Source organism: Rhizorhabdus histidinilytica (assembly GCF_900167915.1).
GTDB lineage: Bacteria > Pseudomonadota > Alphaproteobacteria > Sphingomonadales > Sphingomonadaceae > Rhizorhabdus > Rhizorhabdus histidinilytica.
In genome coordinates, this window is record NZ_FUYM01000002.1 from 95,851 (window position 1) to 110,695 (window position 14,845).

The 14,845-nt window shown below is 68.2% G+C and carries 17 protein-coding genes; 4 read left to right on the forward strand and 13 right to left on the reverse strand.

Translation table 11 applies throughout. The features are described 5' to 3' along the window. Positions 1–4: 4 nt before the first annotated feature. From B5X82_RS04215 to pgsA, 5 genes are read right to left on the reverse strand one after another with little or no spacing between them, the layout of a single operon-like run. Positions 5–706 carry an anti-sigma factor gene (locus tag B5X82_RS04215; protein WP_079646840.1) on the reverse strand — a complete coding sequence of 234 codons (702 nt, stop codon included), beginning with the start codon at positions 704–706 and terminating at the stop codon, positions 5–7. Then, on the reverse strand, positions 699–1,229 hold the full coding sequence (locus B5X82_RS04220) for a sigma-70 family RNA polymerase sigma factor (protein WP_079646842.1): 531 nt from the start codon (positions 1,227–1,229) through the stop codon (positions 699–701). The genes B5X82_RS04215 and B5X82_RS04220 overlap by 8 nt, the downstream gene beginning before the upstream one ends. Beyond that, entirely contained in the window at positions 1,226–1,711 is a 486-nt protein-coding gene (locus B5X82_RS04225; RefSeq protein WP_079646844.1) for a molybdenum cofactor biosynthesis protein MoaE, read from the reverse strand. The genes B5X82_RS04220 and B5X82_RS04225 overlap by 4 nt, the downstream gene beginning before the upstream one ends. Continuing rightward, on the reverse strand, positions 1,708–1,965 hold the full coding sequence (gene moaD / locus B5X82_RS04230) for a molybdopterin converting factor subunit 1 (RefSeq protein ID WP_079646846.1): 258 nt from the start codon (positions 1,963–1,965) through the stop codon (positions 1,708–1,710). Before moaD ends, B5X82_RS04225 begins: the two co-directional genes overlap by 4 nt. A gap of 18 nt (positions 1,966–1,983) precedes the next feature. Beyond that, entirely contained in the window at positions 1,984–2,535 is a 552-nt protein-coding gene (pgsA, locus tag B5X82_RS04235) for a CDP-diacylglycerol--glycerol-3-phosphate 3-phosphatidyltransferase (RefSeq protein WP_079647318.1), read from the reverse strand. A gap of 222 nt (positions 2,536–2,757) precedes the next feature. On the opposite strand from pgsA, the gene B5X82_RS04240 reads away from it, so the two are divergent. Next, a complete protein-coding gene (locus tag B5X82_RS04240; protein WP_079646848.1) occupies positions 2,758–4,023 on the forward strand; it encodes an MFS transporter in 1,266 nt (421 codons plus the stop codon). A 210-nt stretch (positions 4,024–4,233) separates the two neighbouring features. On the opposite strand, the gene B5X82_RS04245 is transcribed toward B5X82_RS04240, so the two are convergent. Next, positions 4,234–4,698 (reverse strand): hypothetical protein, encoded by a 465-nt coding sequence (locus tag B5X82_RS04245; protein WP_079646850.1) that lies wholly within the window; start codon positions 4,696–4,698, stop codon positions 4,234–4,236. A gap of 122 nt (positions 4,699–4,820) precedes the next feature. Between B5X82_RS04245 and dinB the strand changes: the two genes are divergently transcribed. Both dinB and B5X82_RS04255 read left to right on the forward strand, forming a co-directional pair. Beyond that, on the forward strand, positions 4,821–5,963 hold the full coding sequence (gene dinB / locus B5X82_RS04250; protein WP_079647319.1) for a DNA polymerase IV: 1,143 nt from the start codon (positions 4,821–4,823) through the stop codon (positions 5,961–5,963). A 34-nt stretch (positions 5,964–5,997) separates the two neighbouring features. After that, positions 5,998–6,660, forward strand: a complete 663-nt coding sequence (locus tag B5X82_RS04255; protein WP_079646852.1) for a DsbA family oxidoreductase — start codon at positions 5,998–6,000, stop codon at positions 6,658–6,660. A 145-nt stretch (positions 6,661–6,805) separates the two neighbouring features. Here B5X82_RS04255 and B5X82_RS04260 read toward each other — a convergent pair whose 3' ends face one another. The 5 genes from B5X82_RS04260 to B5X82_RS04280 are packed head-to-tail and all read right to left on the reverse strand — an operon-like array spanning position 6,806 to position 11,721. Continuing rightward, positions 6,806–7,810 (reverse strand): NAD(P)H-dependent flavin oxidoreductase, encoded by a 1,005-nt coding sequence (locus B5X82_RS04260; RefSeq protein WP_079646854.1) that lies wholly within the window; start codon positions 7,808–7,810, stop codon positions 6,806–6,808. Next, positions 7,807–8,598, reverse strand: coding sequence for an enoyl-CoA hydratase/isomerase family protein (locus tag B5X82_RS04265; protein ID WP_079646856.1), 792 nt, complete (start codon positions 8,596–8,598; stop codon positions 7,807–7,809). Before B5X82_RS04265 ends, B5X82_RS04260 begins: the two co-directional genes overlap by 4 nt. Next, positions 8,595–9,356, reverse strand: a complete 762-nt coding sequence (locus B5X82_RS04270) for an SDR family NAD(P)-dependent oxidoreductase (RefSeq protein ID WP_079646858.1) — start codon at positions 9,354–9,356, stop codon at positions 8,595–8,597. The genes B5X82_RS04265 and B5X82_RS04270 overlap by 4 nt, the downstream gene beginning before the upstream one ends. Before the next feature lie 37 nt (positions 9,357–9,393). Continuing rightward, positions 9,394–10,578, reverse strand: a complete 1,185-nt coding sequence (locus tag B5X82_RS04275; RefSeq protein ID WP_079646860.1) for an acetyl-CoA C-acyltransferase — start codon at positions 10,576–10,578, stop codon at positions 9,394–9,396. Between the two features lie 15 nt (positions 10,579–10,593). Then, positions 10,594–11,721, reverse strand: a complete 1,128-nt coding sequence (locus tag B5X82_RS04280) for an acyl-CoA dehydrogenase family protein (RefSeq protein WP_079646862.1) — start codon at positions 11,719–11,721, stop codon at positions 10,594–10,596. 68 nt (positions 11,722–11,789) lie between these two features. Between B5X82_RS04280 and B5X82_RS04285 the strand changes: the two genes are divergently transcribed. Continuing rightward, positions 11,790–12,413, forward strand: a complete 624-nt coding sequence (locus B5X82_RS04285) for a TetR/AcrR family transcriptional regulator (protein ID WP_079646864.1) — start codon at positions 11,790–11,792, stop codon at positions 12,411–12,413. Positions 12,414–12,606: 193 nt separating this feature from the next. Here the strand turns inward: B5X82_RS04285 and B5X82_RS04290 are convergent, their stop codons facing one another. Both B5X82_RS04290 and B5X82_RS04295 read right to left on the reverse strand, forming a co-directional pair. Further along, positions 12,607–13,605, reverse strand: a complete 999-nt coding sequence (locus B5X82_RS04290) for an inorganic phosphate transporter (protein WP_079646866.1) — start codon at positions 13,603–13,605, stop codon at positions 12,607–12,609. A 2-nt stretch (positions 13,606–13,607) separates the two neighbouring features. Next, a complete protein-coding gene (locus tag B5X82_RS04295) occupies positions 13,608–14,723 on the reverse strand; it encodes a DUF47 family protein (protein WP_047167936.1) in 1,116 nt (371 codons plus the stop codon). Positions 14,724–14,845: the final 122 nt, after the last annotated feature.

Sequence of the window (14,845 nt, forward strand, 5' to 3'; positions counted from 1 at the left end):
CCTATCAGCTGGTGGGCAGCGAGACCATCCGGCCCGAATAGATCACCGGCCCGGTCGGCAGGCCGGTCGGCGATCCGCCCTTGGGCTCGACCGACACCGCGATCGTCATCTCCTGCTGCAGATCGAGCGCCATGCGGTCGAGCTCGGTCGCGCCGTCCTCGCGCATCAGGCCGATCGACTTGGGCGCGGCCTTGCCGGCGATCACCCAGAGTTCGAGGCTGTGGCCGGGGCGCGGCGCGACGTTCACCGGCATCACCCGCATCTCCTTGCGCTCACGGTCATAGGTGACCAGCAGCGCGGGCGCGCCGCCTTGCTCGCTGAGCGCGGCGACCGATTGGAACAGCGGCGAAGGGGCCTGCTGCGCGACCTGTGGCGCAGGAGCGGGCGGTCCGGCATGGGGCCGGAGTGCGACGCCGGTGCTGACCAGTGCGACGAGCGCGGCGGCGACCGTCGCGACCTGCCAGCGGCGCAGCCGGCCATTGTCGTTGGCCGGGCCGGCGCCCGCGCCGATCCGTGTCCACAGCCTGGAGGAGGGTGCCTCCTCCGGCACGGCGAGGAGCAGCGGGGACAGCCGCTCCTGCCACGTCGCCACCGCCGCGACGGCGGCGGGATCGGTCAGCAGCCGGCGCTCGAAGGCGCGGCGCTCGGCCTCGTCGAGCGTGCCGAGCACATATTCGCCGGCCAGCATATCGATGTCATCAGCCATCGAGACAGCCCTTCAGCCGGGCGAGGCTGCGATGCAGCCAGCTCTTGATCGTTCCGGTCGGATGGCCGAGCCGTTCGGCCAGCTCCTCGCGGCTTTCGCCGTTCAGATAGGCGGCGAGCACGAGCGCGCGCTGATCGGCATCGAGCCGGTCGAGGCAGACGCGCAGCGCCGCGAGCTGCTCGGCCGACACCTCCTGCGGATCGCGGAGCGCGTCGAAATCGAAATCCTCGTCGCGGGTGCGGCCGGCGGGCCGCTCGCGCCGGCGCAGGTCGATCGCGACGTTGCGCGCGATTGTCGCCGCCCATGTGATCGGGCTGCCGCGCCGGGCATCGAACCCCGCGGCGTTGCGCCAGATCTTCGCATAGGCTTCCTGCATCGCGTCTTCCGCCATCGCTCTCTCCGGCAAGATACGCAGGACCACGCCGAAAAGTTTTGCCGAGGTCCGCTCGTAGAAGCGAGCAAAGGCGGTGCGGTCGCCGTCGGCGACGGCCAGCAGCAGGTCGGGAAGCTCCTCGGCGCTCATCGTTCGGCGGTCTCCCCTGTCCTCGCGCCCCCGCCCTCCCAGCGCGCCGCGGCGGCATCGTCCTCGGCGCGCGCCTCGACCCAGCGGCTGGTGCCGTCGGCGAAATGCTCTTTCTTCCAGAAGGGCGCGCGCGTCTTGAGCCAGTCGATCAGGAAGCTGGTCGCCTCCAGCGCCGCCGCGCGATGTGGCGAGGCCGCTGCCGCCAGCACGATGCGCTGGCCGGGCAGCAGCCGGCCGTGCCGATGGATCGCGGTGACGCCGAGCAGGGGCCAGCGCGCTGCCGCTTCCCCGGCGATGCGCGCCATCATCGTTTCGGTGATGCCGGGATGATGCTCCAGCTCGAGCGCCTCCAGTCCGCCGCCGCCACGCACCACGCCGGTGAAGCTCGCGACGCCTCCGCCGCCGAGCGCCTCGAGCCGCGCCAGCTCGGCGCCGACGTCGAAATCGGCGGTCTGGACGCGGACGAGGATCGCCGCGCTCATCCGCCGGTCACCGGCGGGAACAGCGCGATCTCGCGTGCGCCGGCGATCGGGGCGTCGGGACCGACGAAGCCGTCGCCGATCGCGGCGCGCACCCGCGCCCGGTCGGCGAACGCCTCGGCATAGCCGCCGCCGCGCGCCGCCAGCCAATCGACCAGCGCCGCGACGGTCGCAACCTCGGCGGGTGGCGACACCGTCTCGGCACTGCGGCCGATCGCCTCACGGATCCGGGCGAAGTAAAGCAGTTCGATGGCCATGGTCCGGTCCGTGTCCGCTCAGTCCATGTGCCGGATGCCGACGCGGAGATAGTCCCAGCCGGTGATCAGCGTCAGCACCGCAGCGGCCCACAGGCTGAACAGTCCAACCTGCTCGATCCACCGCCATTCGGGCAGCGCGCCGCCCAGGATGATCGCGCCGAGCGAGACGAGCTGGAAGGTCGTCTTCCACTTGGCGAGCTGGCTGACCGGCACCGACACGCGCACGCCCGCCAGAAACTCGCGCAGGCCCGACACCGCGATCTCGCGCAGCAGGATGATCAGCGCCGCGATCGTCGCGAAGCCCGACACGTCGTCGGTGAGCACAAGCATCAGGATCACCGCCGCGACCATGATCTTGTCGGCGATCGGATCGAGGAAGATGCCCAGCCGGGAGACCGTGCCCTGCGCGCGGGCCAGATAGCCGTCGAAATAGTCGGTGATCGCCATCAGCGCGTAGAGCCCGAAGGCGATGGCATAGTCGATCCTGCCCGGCTGGGGCCACAACAGGAAGACGAGGATCGGCACCGCGAGGATGCGCGACAGGGTGAGAATGTTCGGCAAGGTCAGCATTCCGGCCATGCTCTAGCGCGGATGGAGAAAAGAGATAAGCCCCCTGCTGCACGGGCGGGAATATCCGGATGCCCGCGACCGTAGGGGCGGGGAACGGTCATCGAACCGACACGCCCCGACGTTATCGGCTTGGACCTCGCAACGGCTATCGGCTATGGGGAGACCCGAGCGATGCTTAGGGTCCAAACCCTCGACACATCCGATAAGGCGCAGAATCCCCGCATGACACCTTCTTTCCGGCTTCTCGCCAAGCGCCGGTTCCTGCCGTTGTTCACCACCCAGTTTCTGGGCGCATTCAACGACAATCTGTTCCGCACCGCGATGATCATGCTGGTGATCTACCGCATCTACAATGATCCGGCCCAGGAAGCGGCCTTTTCGGCGGTGGCGGGCGGGCTGTTCATCCTGCCCTTCTTCCTGTTCTCGGCGCTGTCCGGCCAACTCGCCGATTGCCATGACAAGGCGAGGATCATCCGCATGGTGAAGACCGCGGAGATCCTGATCATGATCGCCGGGGCGGCCGGACTGCTGCTCGGCAATATCCCACTGATGCTGCTGGCGCTGCTCTGCATGGGCGCGCACTCAACCTTCTTCGGGCCGATCAAATATGCGATCCTTCCCCAGCATCTCGACGACGATCAGGTGCTGCCCGGCACGGGTCTGGTCGAGGCGGGCACCTATATCGCCATTTTGGCGGGCACGATCGTCGGCGGCATGATTGCCGCCGAACATGCGGCTTTCGGCGTGCTGCTGGTCGCGGTCATCGGCTGGCTCGCCGGCCGGCAGGTGCCCCCGGCCCCGCCGCTGACCCAGGACGCGGGCGTCGATTTCCACATCGTCCGTTCGTCGATCCGGCTGGTATCGGACACGATGCACGTGCGGCGGCTGTTCCTGGCGATCCTCGCGATCAGCTTCTTCTGGGCGCAGGGCACGATCCTGGCGGCGCAGTTCCCGCCGCTGGTCAAGAATGTCCTCGGCGCCAACCAGGATGTCGCGACGCTGTTCCTGGCGATTTTCTCCGTAGGCGTGGCGATCGGCTCGATCGCGATCAACCGCATCCTCGGCGGAACCGTGTCGGCGCGCTGTTCGCCGGTCGCGGCGCTGGTGATGGGCGCTTTCGTCTGCGACATGTGGTGGACCGCCCATAACTGGCCGGCGCCCGACGGTACGCTCCGCCATTTCGCCGCCTTCATGGAGATGCCGGGATCCGAACGGGTGATGATCGACCTGCTCGGCATCGCGGTGGCGGGCGGCATGTTCGTCGTGCCGCTCTATGCCTTCCTGACCACCACCGTTTCGAAGGCGCAGACCGCGCGCACCGTGGCTGCCAACAACATCGTCAATTCGGGGGCGATGGTAGCGGCGACGCTGATCCTCGCCTCGATGGTCCATATGGGCGTATCGGTGGCGGAGACGCTGCTGATCGTCGCGGTGGCGAGCCTCGGGGCGTCCTATCTGGCCTGGAAGCTCCACAAGGCGTGCGACTGAGATCGCGCCTCCCTGTGGTCAGGGCAGCAGCGCGCTGAAGGCGATGATCCCCAGCACATAAGCGAGGATGAACAGGCGCAGGTCGTAGCGCCACCGCTCGCTGTCCGGATCGAATCGCATCGCCCATTCATGCAGGATGGCGGCGCGACGGGAAAGCCGCGCCGCCATCCATTCTCGCCCGCCCCGTCCCGCGAAGGGACGGGCAAGCCGTTATCCGTTCGCCGCCATTCCCGAGCTCTCCGCCGACGCCTCGGTCCCGTTCTGGCCGCGGCCGCGGAAGCGGGTGATGTTGTCGCGGGCCTGGTCGATCCGGTCGTGCGCCATGGTCGACAGATCGTCGGCGGCCTTGCGCAGGCGTTCGCCGCTGCTATTGGCCGCCGCCTTCAGCCTGTCCCGGTTCATGAAGATCGCGACGCCGGCAGCGACGATGCCGGCGATGACGCCGGCCGCGATCGACAGGCTGGTGCGATCTGTCGGGACCTTCCGGGCGGCGCGGGTCGCGCGGGTGCGGACCGAACGGATCGCGGTCTTGGCCTCGTCGGTCAGTGCCTGGGCGCGCGGCGTCCGCTTGGTGGCGGTGTTCTTGGCGGCGCCGCTGTTGCTGCTGGTCCGGCGGCGCGACGTCGAACGCGTGCCGCCCGACCGCGAGCGGGTGGTCGTGCTTTTCGTGGCCATGGTCTCTCTCCATTGAAGACAGCGGAAAATACTTGGGGAGAAAACGCCACGCTTCTAGGCGGGTTCCCCTTCATTCGGCCCCCGCTGCGACGAATCCTCCGTTGGCAAGGGCAGGCGGGTTGCTGTATCTGCTTTGTTCCATGGAGCGGCCCGATCAGCCAGAGGATGGGGAGGAAAGCGCCGAGGGTGGTCGCAAGATCATCCATATCGACATGGATGCCTTCTACGCATCGGTGGAGCAGCGCGATGATCCGGCGCTGAAAGGCAGGCCCGTCGCGGTCGGCGGCACGCGCGAGCGCGGCGTCGTCGCGGCGGCGAGCTACGAGGCGCGGAAATATGGCGTGCGGTCGGCGATGGCCTCGGCGCTGGCGCGGCGGCTGTGCCCCGACCTGATCTTCGTCCGCCCGCGCTTCGACGTCTATCGGGAGGTATCGCGCCAGATCCACCTCATCTTCGCCGACTATACCGACCTGGTCGAGCCGCTCTCGCTCGACGAGGCCTATCTCGACGTCACCAACAATCATCAGGGCATCGCCACCGCGACCGAGGTCGCCCGCCAGATCCGCGCCCGCATCCGGGCGGAGACCGGTCTCACCGCCTCGGCGGGGGTCTCCTACAACAAGTTCATCGCCAAGCTCGCCTCGGACCACAACAAGCCCGACGGGCTGTGCGTGGTCCGGCCCGACCAGGGCCTCGCCTTCATAGCCCGGCAGCCGGTCGGGCGCTTCCATGGCGTCGGGCCGGTGACGGCGGCGCGGATGGAGAAGCTGGGCATCCATACCGGCGCCGACCTGCGCCGGTGCAGCCGCGAATTCCTGGGCCAGCAATTCGGCAAGTCGGGCGACTATTTCTACCTCGCCGCGCGCGCCATCGATCACCGCGCGGTGCGGCCCGATCGGGTGCGCAAGTCGATCGGCTCCGAAAACACCTTCTTCCACGATCTCTATTCGCATGACGATCTGGCGGCGGCACTGCTCGAATCGAGCGAGACGGTCGCGCGCCATGCCGAACGGACCGGCAAGGCGGGGCGGACCGTATCGATCAAGCTGCGCTATTCCGACTTCCGTACCCTCACCCGCGCCCGCACGCTGCCGGCCCCGATCGCCGACGCGGCGCGCATTCAGGAGGTCGCGCTGGCGCTGCTCGCGCCGCTTGAACCGGTCGCGCTCGGCGTTCGCCTGCTCGGCGTCACCCTGTCGAGCCTGGGCGAGGGCGACGACGAGATGGTCGTGACCGCCGAGCAATTGGCGCTCGCCTTCGAATGACTATATAAGGCGGACCCAGCGAGAGGACGCCGCCATGGCCACCCCGATCAAGATCGACTTCGTTTCCGACATCTCCTGTCCATGGTGCGTCATCGGGCTGCGCGGACTGGAGCAGGCCATCGAGCGGACTGGCGGCGAGCTGTCGGTCGAGATCCATTTCCAGCCGTTCGAGCTCAACCCGACGATGGCGAAGGAGGGCGAGAACCTCGCCGAGCACGTCGCCCGCAAATATGGCTCGACGCCCGAGCAGTCGGCGGCGACGCGTGAGATGATCCGCGACCGCGCCGCGCAGGTCGGCTTTGCGATCAACCATGGACCCGACAGCCGCATCTACAACACCTTCGACGCGCATCGCCTGCTCCACTGGGCCGGCACCTTGGGCGGCGAGCGGCAGCGGGCGCTCAAGCACGCGCTGTTCGAATCCTATTTCACCGAGCAGCGCGACCCGTCCGACCGCGCCGTGCTGATCGACGCGGCGGCGGAGGCCGGGCTGGACCGCGACGAGGCCGCGGCGGTGCTCGGGTCGGACCGCTATTCCGCCGAGGTGCGCGACGCCGAGCATCTGTGGCAGCGGCGCGGGGTCCATTCGGTGCCGGCGATCATCGTCGACGATCGCTATCTGATCTCCGGCGGCCAGCCCGCCGACGTGTTCGAACAGGCGCTGCGCTCGATCGCGGCGGAGAAGGCCCCGGCCTGATTCAGAGCATCGAGCTTTTGTCCGGCTCGCTCATCCTGAGGAGGGACTGAGCCTTGGCGAAGGCCCGTCTCGAAGGATCCTTCGAGACGCCATTTCGCCTTCGCTCAATGGCTCCTCAGGATGAGCGGACTAGCTTATCGAGTCGCTAGGCGACGGCCTGCCGCGCGCCCTCGCGCGACAGGAAGCCCGCCAGGCGATCGGCGATGATCGCCTCGGCCTCGGCCATGATCCGGTCGATCAGCTGCTTGCAGGTCGGGATGTCGTGGATCAGTCCCTGGACCTGCCCGGCCCAGACCAGGCCCGCATCCAGGTCGCCGGTGCGCAGCGCCTCGCGCCCCTTGATGCCCGAGACATAGGGACGGATATCCTCGAACACGGCGTCGGGACGGGCCGATATCTCGACCACCTTGTCCGATACCGCGCTCTTCGCGACCCGGCCAGTATTGTGGAACTTGCGGAAGATCAGGTTGGTCGCGCGCTCGTCATTGGCGACGATGAAGCGCTTGATATTGTCGTGGATCGGCGCCTCGACCGTAGCGCAGAAGCGCGTGCCCATGTTGATCCCCTCGGCTCCCAGCGCCAGCGCGGCGACCAGGCCGCGGCCGTCGCCGAAGCCGCCGCTGGCAATCATCGGGATCTTCACCTTGTCGGCCGCCGCCGGGATCAGGATCAGCCCTGGGATGTCGTCCTCGCCCGGATGTCCCGCGCATTCGAAGCCGTCGATCGAGATCGCGTCGACCCCCATCCGCTCGGCCGACAGCGCATGGCGGACGGCGGTGCACTTGTGGATCACCTTGATCCCGTGCGCCTTGAATTCGTCGACATGCTCCTGCGGCTTGTGGCCTGCGGTCTCGACGATCTTGATGCCGCTGTCGATGATCGCCTGGCGATATTCGGCATAGGGTGGCGGATTGACCGACGGCAGGATCGTGAGGTTCACCGCGAAGGGCTTGTCGGTCATCGACCGGCAGCGGTCGATCTCGCGCCGCAGGTCATCGGGGGTCGGCTGGGTCAGCGCGGTCAGGATGCCGAGTCCGCCGGCGTTCGACACCGCCGCCGCCAGCTCGGCATAGCCGACCCACATCATCCCGCCCTGGACGATCGGATGCTCGATGCCGAGCAGTTCGGTGAAGCGGGTGCGCAGGGTCATCGGCTACCTGTGAAATCGGGTTTGCGCTTGGCAAGGAAGGCAGCGACGCCCTCCTGCCCGTCACGGCTGGAGATCGCGGAAGCGATCCCGCGCGCTTCCAGTTCGAGATGCGTTTCCCAGCTATTGGCGTAGGAATCCAGAAGCAAGGCGCGGACCGAACCGATCGCATATGTGGCGGACGCCGCCAGCTTCGCGGCGATCGCGGCACCCTCGGCGGCGAGCGTGTCGTCGTCGACGGCGCGGGTGACCAGGCCCATCGCCTCGGCCTCCTCGGCGCCGACCTTGCGGTTGGTGAGGATGATCTCCTGCGCGCGGCGCAGCCCGACGAGGCGGGGCAGCAGCCAGGTCAGCCCGCCGTCGGGCGACACGCCGAGCATGCCATAGGCCGGCGTGAAGCTGGCCGAGCGCGCCATCAGCACCACGTCGCCGCTCAGCGCCATGCCATAGCCGGCGCCGGCGGCCGGGCCGTTGACGATCGTGACCAGCGGCTTGCCCATGCGGGCGAGGTGCGACATCGCCAGATGCAGGGTGCTGGCGAGTTCGGCCGTGGCGGCGGCGGTCTTGTCGCCGGCGCCGGCCATATAGGCGACGTCGCCGCCGGCGCAGAACAATCGGCCCGCCCCGGTCAGCGTGACGCAGCGGATCGCCGGATCATATTCGCAGTCGAGTGCGGCGGTGACCAGCGCACGGGCGAGGTCGATGTCGAGGGCGTTGGCCGCCTCGGGCCGGTTGAGGGTGAGCTTCGCGACCGCGCCCTCGCGCTCGACGAGCAGGTTCGCGGCGCTCATCGCGGCGCCATCCGGATCGCGCCATCGAGGCGGATCGTCTCGCCGTTGAGCATCGGGTTCCTGAGGATGCTCTCCACCAGCATCGCATATTCTGCCGGGTCGCCGAGCCGGCTGGGATGCGGCACCTGCTGGCCCAGCGAATCCTGGGCCGCCTGGGGCAGGCCCTTCATCATCGGGGTCATGAAGATGCCCGGGGCGATCGTCATGACCCGGATCTTGTGCTGGGCGAGGTCGCGCGCGGCGCACAGGGTGAGGCCTGCGACGCCGGCCTTGGACGAGGCATAGGCCGCCTGGCCGACCTGTCCATCGAACGCGGCGACCGAGGCAGTGTTGACGATCACGCCGCGCTCCTCGCCGATCGGATCGGCCGCGACCAGCCGGGCGGCGAACTTCGACAGCGTGTTGAAGGTGCCGACCAGGTTGATCTCGATCACCTTGCGGTAGAGGTCGAGCGCGTGGGGGCTGCCGTCCTTGGCGACGATGCGCGCGGGCGGCGCGATGCCGGCGCAGTTGACGAGGACGCGGGCGATGCCGTGCTTCGCCTCCGCCTCGGCGATGCCGGCGGCGACGCTGGCGTCGTCGGCGACGTTGACCGCGACGAAATGGCCGCCGATCTCGGCCGCCGCCTTGGCGCCGTCATCGGCATTGAGATCGAAGATCGTGACCCTGGCGCCGTTGGCGGCGAGCATCCGGGCGGTTTCCCCGCCCAGGCCCGACGCGCCGCCGGTGACGATCGCGGCTATGCCCTTCAGTTCCATTCAGCATTCCCTTTCCTGCGCCGCAACGGCGGCTGCATCAGACCAGTTCGACCGCCATCGCCGTCGCTTCGCCCCCGCCGATGCAGAGGCTGGCGACGCCGCGCTTCAGCCCGCGATTCTGCAACGCGGCCAGCAGGGTCGCCAGCACGCGCGCGCCGCTCGCGCCGATCGGATGGCCGAGCGCACAGGCGCCGCCGTTGACGTTCAGCTTCTCCGCCGGGATGTTCAAGTCCTTGGCGGCGATCATCGCGACCACGGCGAAGGCCTCGTTGACCTCGAACAGGTCGACGTCGTCGACGGTCCAGCCGGCCTTCTTCAGCGCCTTCTGGATCGCCGGCACCGGCGCGGTGGTGAACAGGCCGGGCTCGTGCGCATGGGCGGCGTGGCTGGCAACCTTCGCCACGACCGGCAGGCCGAGTTTCTCGGCGACGCTCTGCCGGGTCATCACCAGCGCGGCGGCGCCGTCGGAGATCGACGAGGCGTTGGCGGCGGTGATCGTGCCGTCCTTGGCAAAGGCGGGCTTCAGCGTCGGGATCTTGTCGGGACGGGCCTTGCCGGGCTGCTCGTCGCGCTCGACCACGGTGGCGCCGCCGCGCGTCTCGATGGTGACGGGGATGATCTCGCGGTCGAAAGCGCCGCTCTCGATCGCGGCGTTGGCCCGGCTCAGCGAGCGGATCGCATAGTCGTCCTGCGCCTCGCGGGTGAGCTGGTAGTCGCGCGCCGAATCCTCGGCGAAGGCGCCCATCAGCTTGCCGGGCGTATAGGCGTCCTCCAGCCCGTCGAGATACATCGAGTCCTTGACCACGTCATGACCGATGCGCGCGCCGGAGCGATGCTTGGCGAGCAGATAGGGGGCGTTCGACATGCTCTCCATGCCGCCCGCGACGATGACATCGGCGCTGCCGGCGGCGAGCGCGTCGTGCGCCATGATCGCGGCCTGCATGCCCGATCCGCACATCTTGTTGACGGTGGTCGCCTCGACCGAGCGGGGCAGGCCTGCGCCGAGCGCAGCCTGGCGGGCCGGGGCCTGGCCGAGCCCGCCAGGCAGCACGCAGCCCATGAAGATCTGCTCGACCTTGTCGGCGTCGACGCCGGCGCGCTCGACCGCGGCCTTGACAGCGGCGGCGCCGAGCTGGGTCGCCGACGCGCCCGCGAGGGCACCCTGGAAGCCGCCCATCGGCGTGCGGGCATAGGAAGCGATGACGACGGGATCGGTACTCATGCTGATATCCTTCGTTTAAAGGGCGCGGGCGATCACCATCCGCTGGATGTCGGACGTGCCCTCGTAGATCTGGCAGACGCGGACGTCGCGATAGATTTTCGCAAGCCCGAATTCCTCGAGATAGCCGTAGCCGCCCAGTGTCTGGATCGCGCCCGAGACGATCGCCTCGGCGGCTTCGGACGCGAACAGCTTCGCCATCGACGCTTCCTTCAGGCAAGGCAGCCCCGCATCCTTGACGCTCGCCGCGTGGAGGACGAGCTGGCGCGCCGCCTCCAGCCGGGTGGCAAGGTCGGCGAGACGGAAGCCCACCGCCTGATGCTCGATGATCGGCTTGCCCATGCTGCGGCGGTCGCGCGCATAGGCGACCGCGATCTCCAGCGCCGCCTGCGCCATGCCGACGCATTGCGCGGCGATGCCGATGCGGCCCTGCTCCAGGTTGGCGAGGGCGATGTTGTAGCCGCGCCCCTCGGCCCCGAACAGCAGCCCGTCCTCGACGAACAGGTCGTCGAAGCGGATCGCGCAGGTGTCGGATGCCGCCTGGCCCAGCTTGTGCTCGACCTTGTCGACCGCATAGCCGGGGCTGTCGGTGGGGACGAGGAAGGCGGAGATGCCCTTCTTGCCGGCGGCCGGATCAGTCACCGCGAACACCATCGCCACCCCGGCGATCTTGCCCGAGGTGATGAACTGCTTGGCGCCGTTGAGCACCCAGCCGCCCTCGGCCCGCGTCGCGCGGGTGCGCAGCGCGGCGGCGTCGGAGCCGGCGTCGGCCTCGGTCAGCGCGAAGGCGCCGATCATCCGCCCGCCGATCAGCTCAGGCAGGAAGCGCGCCTTCTGCGCCTCGTTGCCCTCCTTCAGCAGGCCGCCGACGAGCAGGCTGTTCTGGATCGAGACGATCGTCGACAGCGCGCCGTCTGCCGCGGCGATCTCGATCAGCGACAGCGCATAGGAGACATAGTCGGCCCCGGCGCCGCCGACCGTTTCCGGCGCGACCATGCCGAGCAGGCCGAGGCCCGCCAGCTCCTCGAACAGCCCGGCGGGATAGCCGCCGGCGGCCTCGAACGCCTGGCTGCGCGGGCGGATCTGCTCCTGCGCGAACGCGCGCACCGCTTCTTGGATCGCGGACTGGGTCTCGGAGAGAATCATGGAACCTCGGCGAACAGGTTACTCATGGGTATATTGATTGCTGATCGGTTTTATGTCAACGCTCGGCGATGGAGACCGACGCCCCGGCATCCCCGTTCCGGACCCGCGAGCAGAAGGCGGAGGAGCGTTCGGCGAAGCGCCGGGCGCTGCTGATCGCCGCAGTGCGGATGTTCAACGAGCGTGGCTATCACGCGACCCTTCTCGAGGATGTGGCGGCAAGCCTCGGCGTGTCGAAGCCCACCATCTACCATTATCTCGGCAACAAGGAGCGGGTGCTGCTCGAATGCATCGCGCTTGGCATCGAGCAATATCATCGCGCGATCGACGAGGCGCGGGAGGCGCCGGGCAGCGGCCTCGACCGGCTGCGGCATTTCCTGCGCGCCTATGCCCGCGCGAACATGGATGATTTCGGCCGCTGCGTGATCCGCACAGGGCCCGAGCCGCTGTCGCCCGAAGGGCGGCAGGGCCTGCGCGAACGCAAGCGCCGGATCGACGCGGCGATGCGCGGCTTCATCGAGGAGGGCATTGCCGACGGCTCGATTGTGCCGACCGATTCGAAGCTGCTGGCCTTTACCCTGGCGGGCGCGCTCAACTGGCCCGCGCGCTGGCACGTTCCCGGCGGCGAGCTGAGCGCCGAGGAACTGGCGAGCCGGATGGTCGACATGCTGACCATCGGTCTCGCGCCGCGCTGAACCGCTTCTAGAGTCGGTTTGGAGTCAGTCTCAGTTAGATTGACCCGTTCGTCCCGAGCCCCTCGACTGCCTGCAAGGCAGGCGCTCGGGATGAACTTCAGCCATAGGCTGAAGTCGAGGGACGTCGGCTCCCGGAACGTGTCTCGACTTCGCTCGACACGAACGGATGGTTTCGATCAATCTGAAACTGACTCTAGAAAAGCCCCGCCAGCAGGTAGAAGCCCGCGCCGAATGCTGCGGCGGCGGGGAGGGTGACCACCCAGGCGACGACGATGCTGCTGGCGACGTTCCAACGCACCGCCGACAGCCGCCGCGACGAGCCCACGCCGACGATCGCGCCGGTGATGGTGTGGGTGGTCGACACCGGCACACCCAGCCAGGTCGCGGTGAACAGCGTGATCGCGCCGCCGGTTTCCGCGCAGAAGCCCTGCGCCGGGGTCAGCCGGGTGATCTTCGATCCCATGGTATGGACGATCTTCCACCCGCCTGCGAGCGTACCCAGCCCCATTGCCGCCTGGCAGCTGATCACCACCCAGAAAGGTACGTGGAAGGAGCCCCCGAGCAGGCCCTGCGAATAGAGCAGGACCGCGATGATCCCCATCGTCTTCTGTGCATCGTTGCCGCCATGGCCGAGCGAGTAGAGCGAGGCCGAGATGAGCTGCAGCCGGCGATAGCGCTTGTCGGCGGCGCCGGGCGAGCTGCGCACGAACACCCAGCTGGTGATCAGGACCAGCAACAGCGCGAGGACCAGGCCGATCGTCGGCGACAGCACGATCGCGAAGCTGGTCTTGAGCACGCCCGACCAGACGATCGAACCCACCCCGGCCTTGGCCGTGCCCGCACCGAGCAGGCCGCCGATCAGGGCGTGGCTGGACGAGGAGGGGATGCCGAGCAGCCAGGTGATCAGGTTCCAGCTGATTGCCCCCATCAGCGCGCCGAAGATCACATGGGCATCGATGATGTCGGCATGGACGATCCCCTTGCCCACCGTCTCGGCGACATGGAGGCCGAAGAAGAGAAAGGCGATGAAGTTGAAGAAGGCGGCCATCGCCACCGCCTGGTGCGGCTTGAGCACGCGGGTCGACACCACCGTCGCGATCGAGTTCGCCGCGTCGTGCAGGCCGTTCAGGAAGTCGAACGCCAGCGCGATGGCGATCAGCCCGACCAGCAGCGGGAAGGAGATGAGTTCCATGGTCAGGCGTGGTCGAGCACGAGGCCCTGGATCTCGTTGGCGACGTCCTCGAAGGCGTCGGTGATCTTCTCGAGATGGCTGTAGATCTCACGGCCGATGATGAAGGCCATCGGCGACTTGTCGCCCTTCGCCTTGAACAGCGTCTTGAGGCCGGCGGCGTGGATCTCGTCGGCATGGCCTTCCAGCCGGACTATCCGCTCGGTCAGGCTGTGCAGCCGGCCGGCGTTGCGGCCGAGGTCGCGCAGCAGCGGCATCGCGTCGGCGGTGATCCGGGCGGCCTCGACGATCAGCCCGGCCATGTCGCGCATCTGCGGCTCGAACTCCTGGACCTCGTAGAGCGTGATCGCCTTGGCGGTCTGGTTCATCTGGTCGATCGCGTCGTCCATCGATCCGATCAGGCTGGTGATCGCGGTGCGGTCGAACGGCGTGATCAGCGTCTTGCGGACGTCGACCAGAACGTCGCGGATGATGTCGTCCGCCTCGTTCTCCCGGTCGAAGATCTCCTGGCTGTGGAGCGGCATGTCCGGGCCGCCTTGCAGCAGTCGCCCGAGCGCGTCGGCGGCGGCGACGTTGAGCGCCGCGTGCGCCTCGAACTGTTCGAAGAAGCTGCCCTGCTTGGGCAGCAATGCCTGGAACCAGCGCACGATGGTGAACCTTTCTGCTGTATGGCGGCGGGTGGCCGTGACGACCCGTTCGGCAAGGCCGGGATTCCAGACCGGCGGGGTGAACCCGGCCAGGATGTCGCGAAGCTCCTCCTCGTCGACCGCGGCGGCCGCGGCTTGGGGGGTGAACCAGCGCAGCTCGCGCTCGTCCTTCTCTGGCCAGCTGTCCAGCTGCGTCGTCACCGAGAAGGGGAAGATGTCGACCGTCGCGGGGCGTGACGTGCCGTTGCGGCGCTGCTTGCGATATTGATAGGTGCCGATCGCATAGGGACAGGCGATGCCGACCAGGCCCGCTTCCTCATAGGCTTCGTGGCTGGCAGCCTCGTGGCTTTTCAGGCCTTTGATCCGGTTGCCCTTGGGCAGCACCCACCGTTTCGTCTCGCGCGAGGTGATCAGCAGGACCTCGGTCTGGCCTGCTTCGGTGGTGCGATAGGGCAGGACGGCGATCTGGCGAATGGTGCGAATCCCCCGGGCGTATCGGGGCTCCCTACAAATGTGACAATTTCGTTGCAATGCGCTGTTGGCGATTCGGTTCTCTGCCGTCGATCGATCGCCGCTTCATGCCTCTCCTGTCGTTC

Coding starts and splice junctions, on each gene's coding strand:
- B5X82_RS04215 (WP_079646840.1), bottom strand. CDS start 706: ATGGCTGATGACATCGATATGCTGGCCGGCGAATATGTGCTCGGCACG.
- B5X82_RS04220 (WP_079646842.1), bottom strand. CDS start 1,229: ATGAGCGCCGAGGAGCTTCCCGACCTGCTGCTGGCCGTCGCCGACGGC.
- B5X82_RS04225 (WP_079646844.1), bottom strand. CDS start 1,711: ATGAGCGCGGCGATCCTCGTCCGCGTCCAGACCGCCGATTTCGACGTC.
- moaD (WP_079646846.1), bottom strand. CDS start 1,965: ATGGCCATCGAACTGCTTTACTTCGCCCGGATCCGTGAGGCGATCGGC.
- pgsA (WP_079647318.1), bottom strand. CDS start 2,535: ATGCTGACCTTGCCGAACATTCTCACCCTGTCGCGCATCCTCGCGGTG.
- B5X82_RS04240 (WP_079646848.1), top strand. CDS start 2,758: ATGACACCTTCTTTCCGGCTTCTCGCCAAGCGCCGGTTCCTGCCGTTG.
- B5X82_RS04245 (WP_079646850.1), bottom strand. CDS start 4,698: ATGGCCACGAAAAGCACGACCACCCGCTCGCGGTCGGGCGGCACGCGT.
- B5X82_RS04255 (WP_079646852.1), top strand. CDS start 5,998: ATGGCCACCCCGATCAAGATCGACTTCGTTTCCGACATCTCCTGTCCA.
- B5X82_RS04260 (WP_079646854.1), bottom strand. CDS start 7,810: ATGACCCTGCGCACCCGCTTCACCGAACTGCTCGGCATCGAGCATCCG.
- B5X82_RS04265 (WP_079646856.1), bottom strand. CDS start 8,598: ATGAGCGCCGCGAACCTGCTCGTCGAGCGCGAGGGCGCGGTCGCGAAG.
- B5X82_RS04270 (WP_079646858.1), bottom strand. CDS start 9,356: ATGGAACTGAAGGGCATAGCCGCGATCGTCACCGGCGGCGCGTCGGGC.
- B5X82_RS04275 (WP_079646860.1), bottom strand. CDS start 10,578: ATGAGTACCGATCCCGTCGTCATCGCTTCCTATGCCCGCACGCCGATG.
- B5X82_RS04280 (WP_079646862.1), bottom strand. CDS start 11,721: ATGATTCTCTCCGAGACCCAGTCCGCGATCCAAGAAGCGGTGCGCGCG.
- B5X82_RS04285 (WP_079646864.1), top strand. CDS start 11,790: ATGGAGACCGACGCCCCGGCATCCCCGTTCCGGACCCGCGAGCAGAAG.
- B5X82_RS04290 (WP_079646866.1), bottom strand. CDS start 13,605: ATGGAACTCATCTCCTTCCCGCTGCTGGTCGGGCTGATCGCCATCGCG.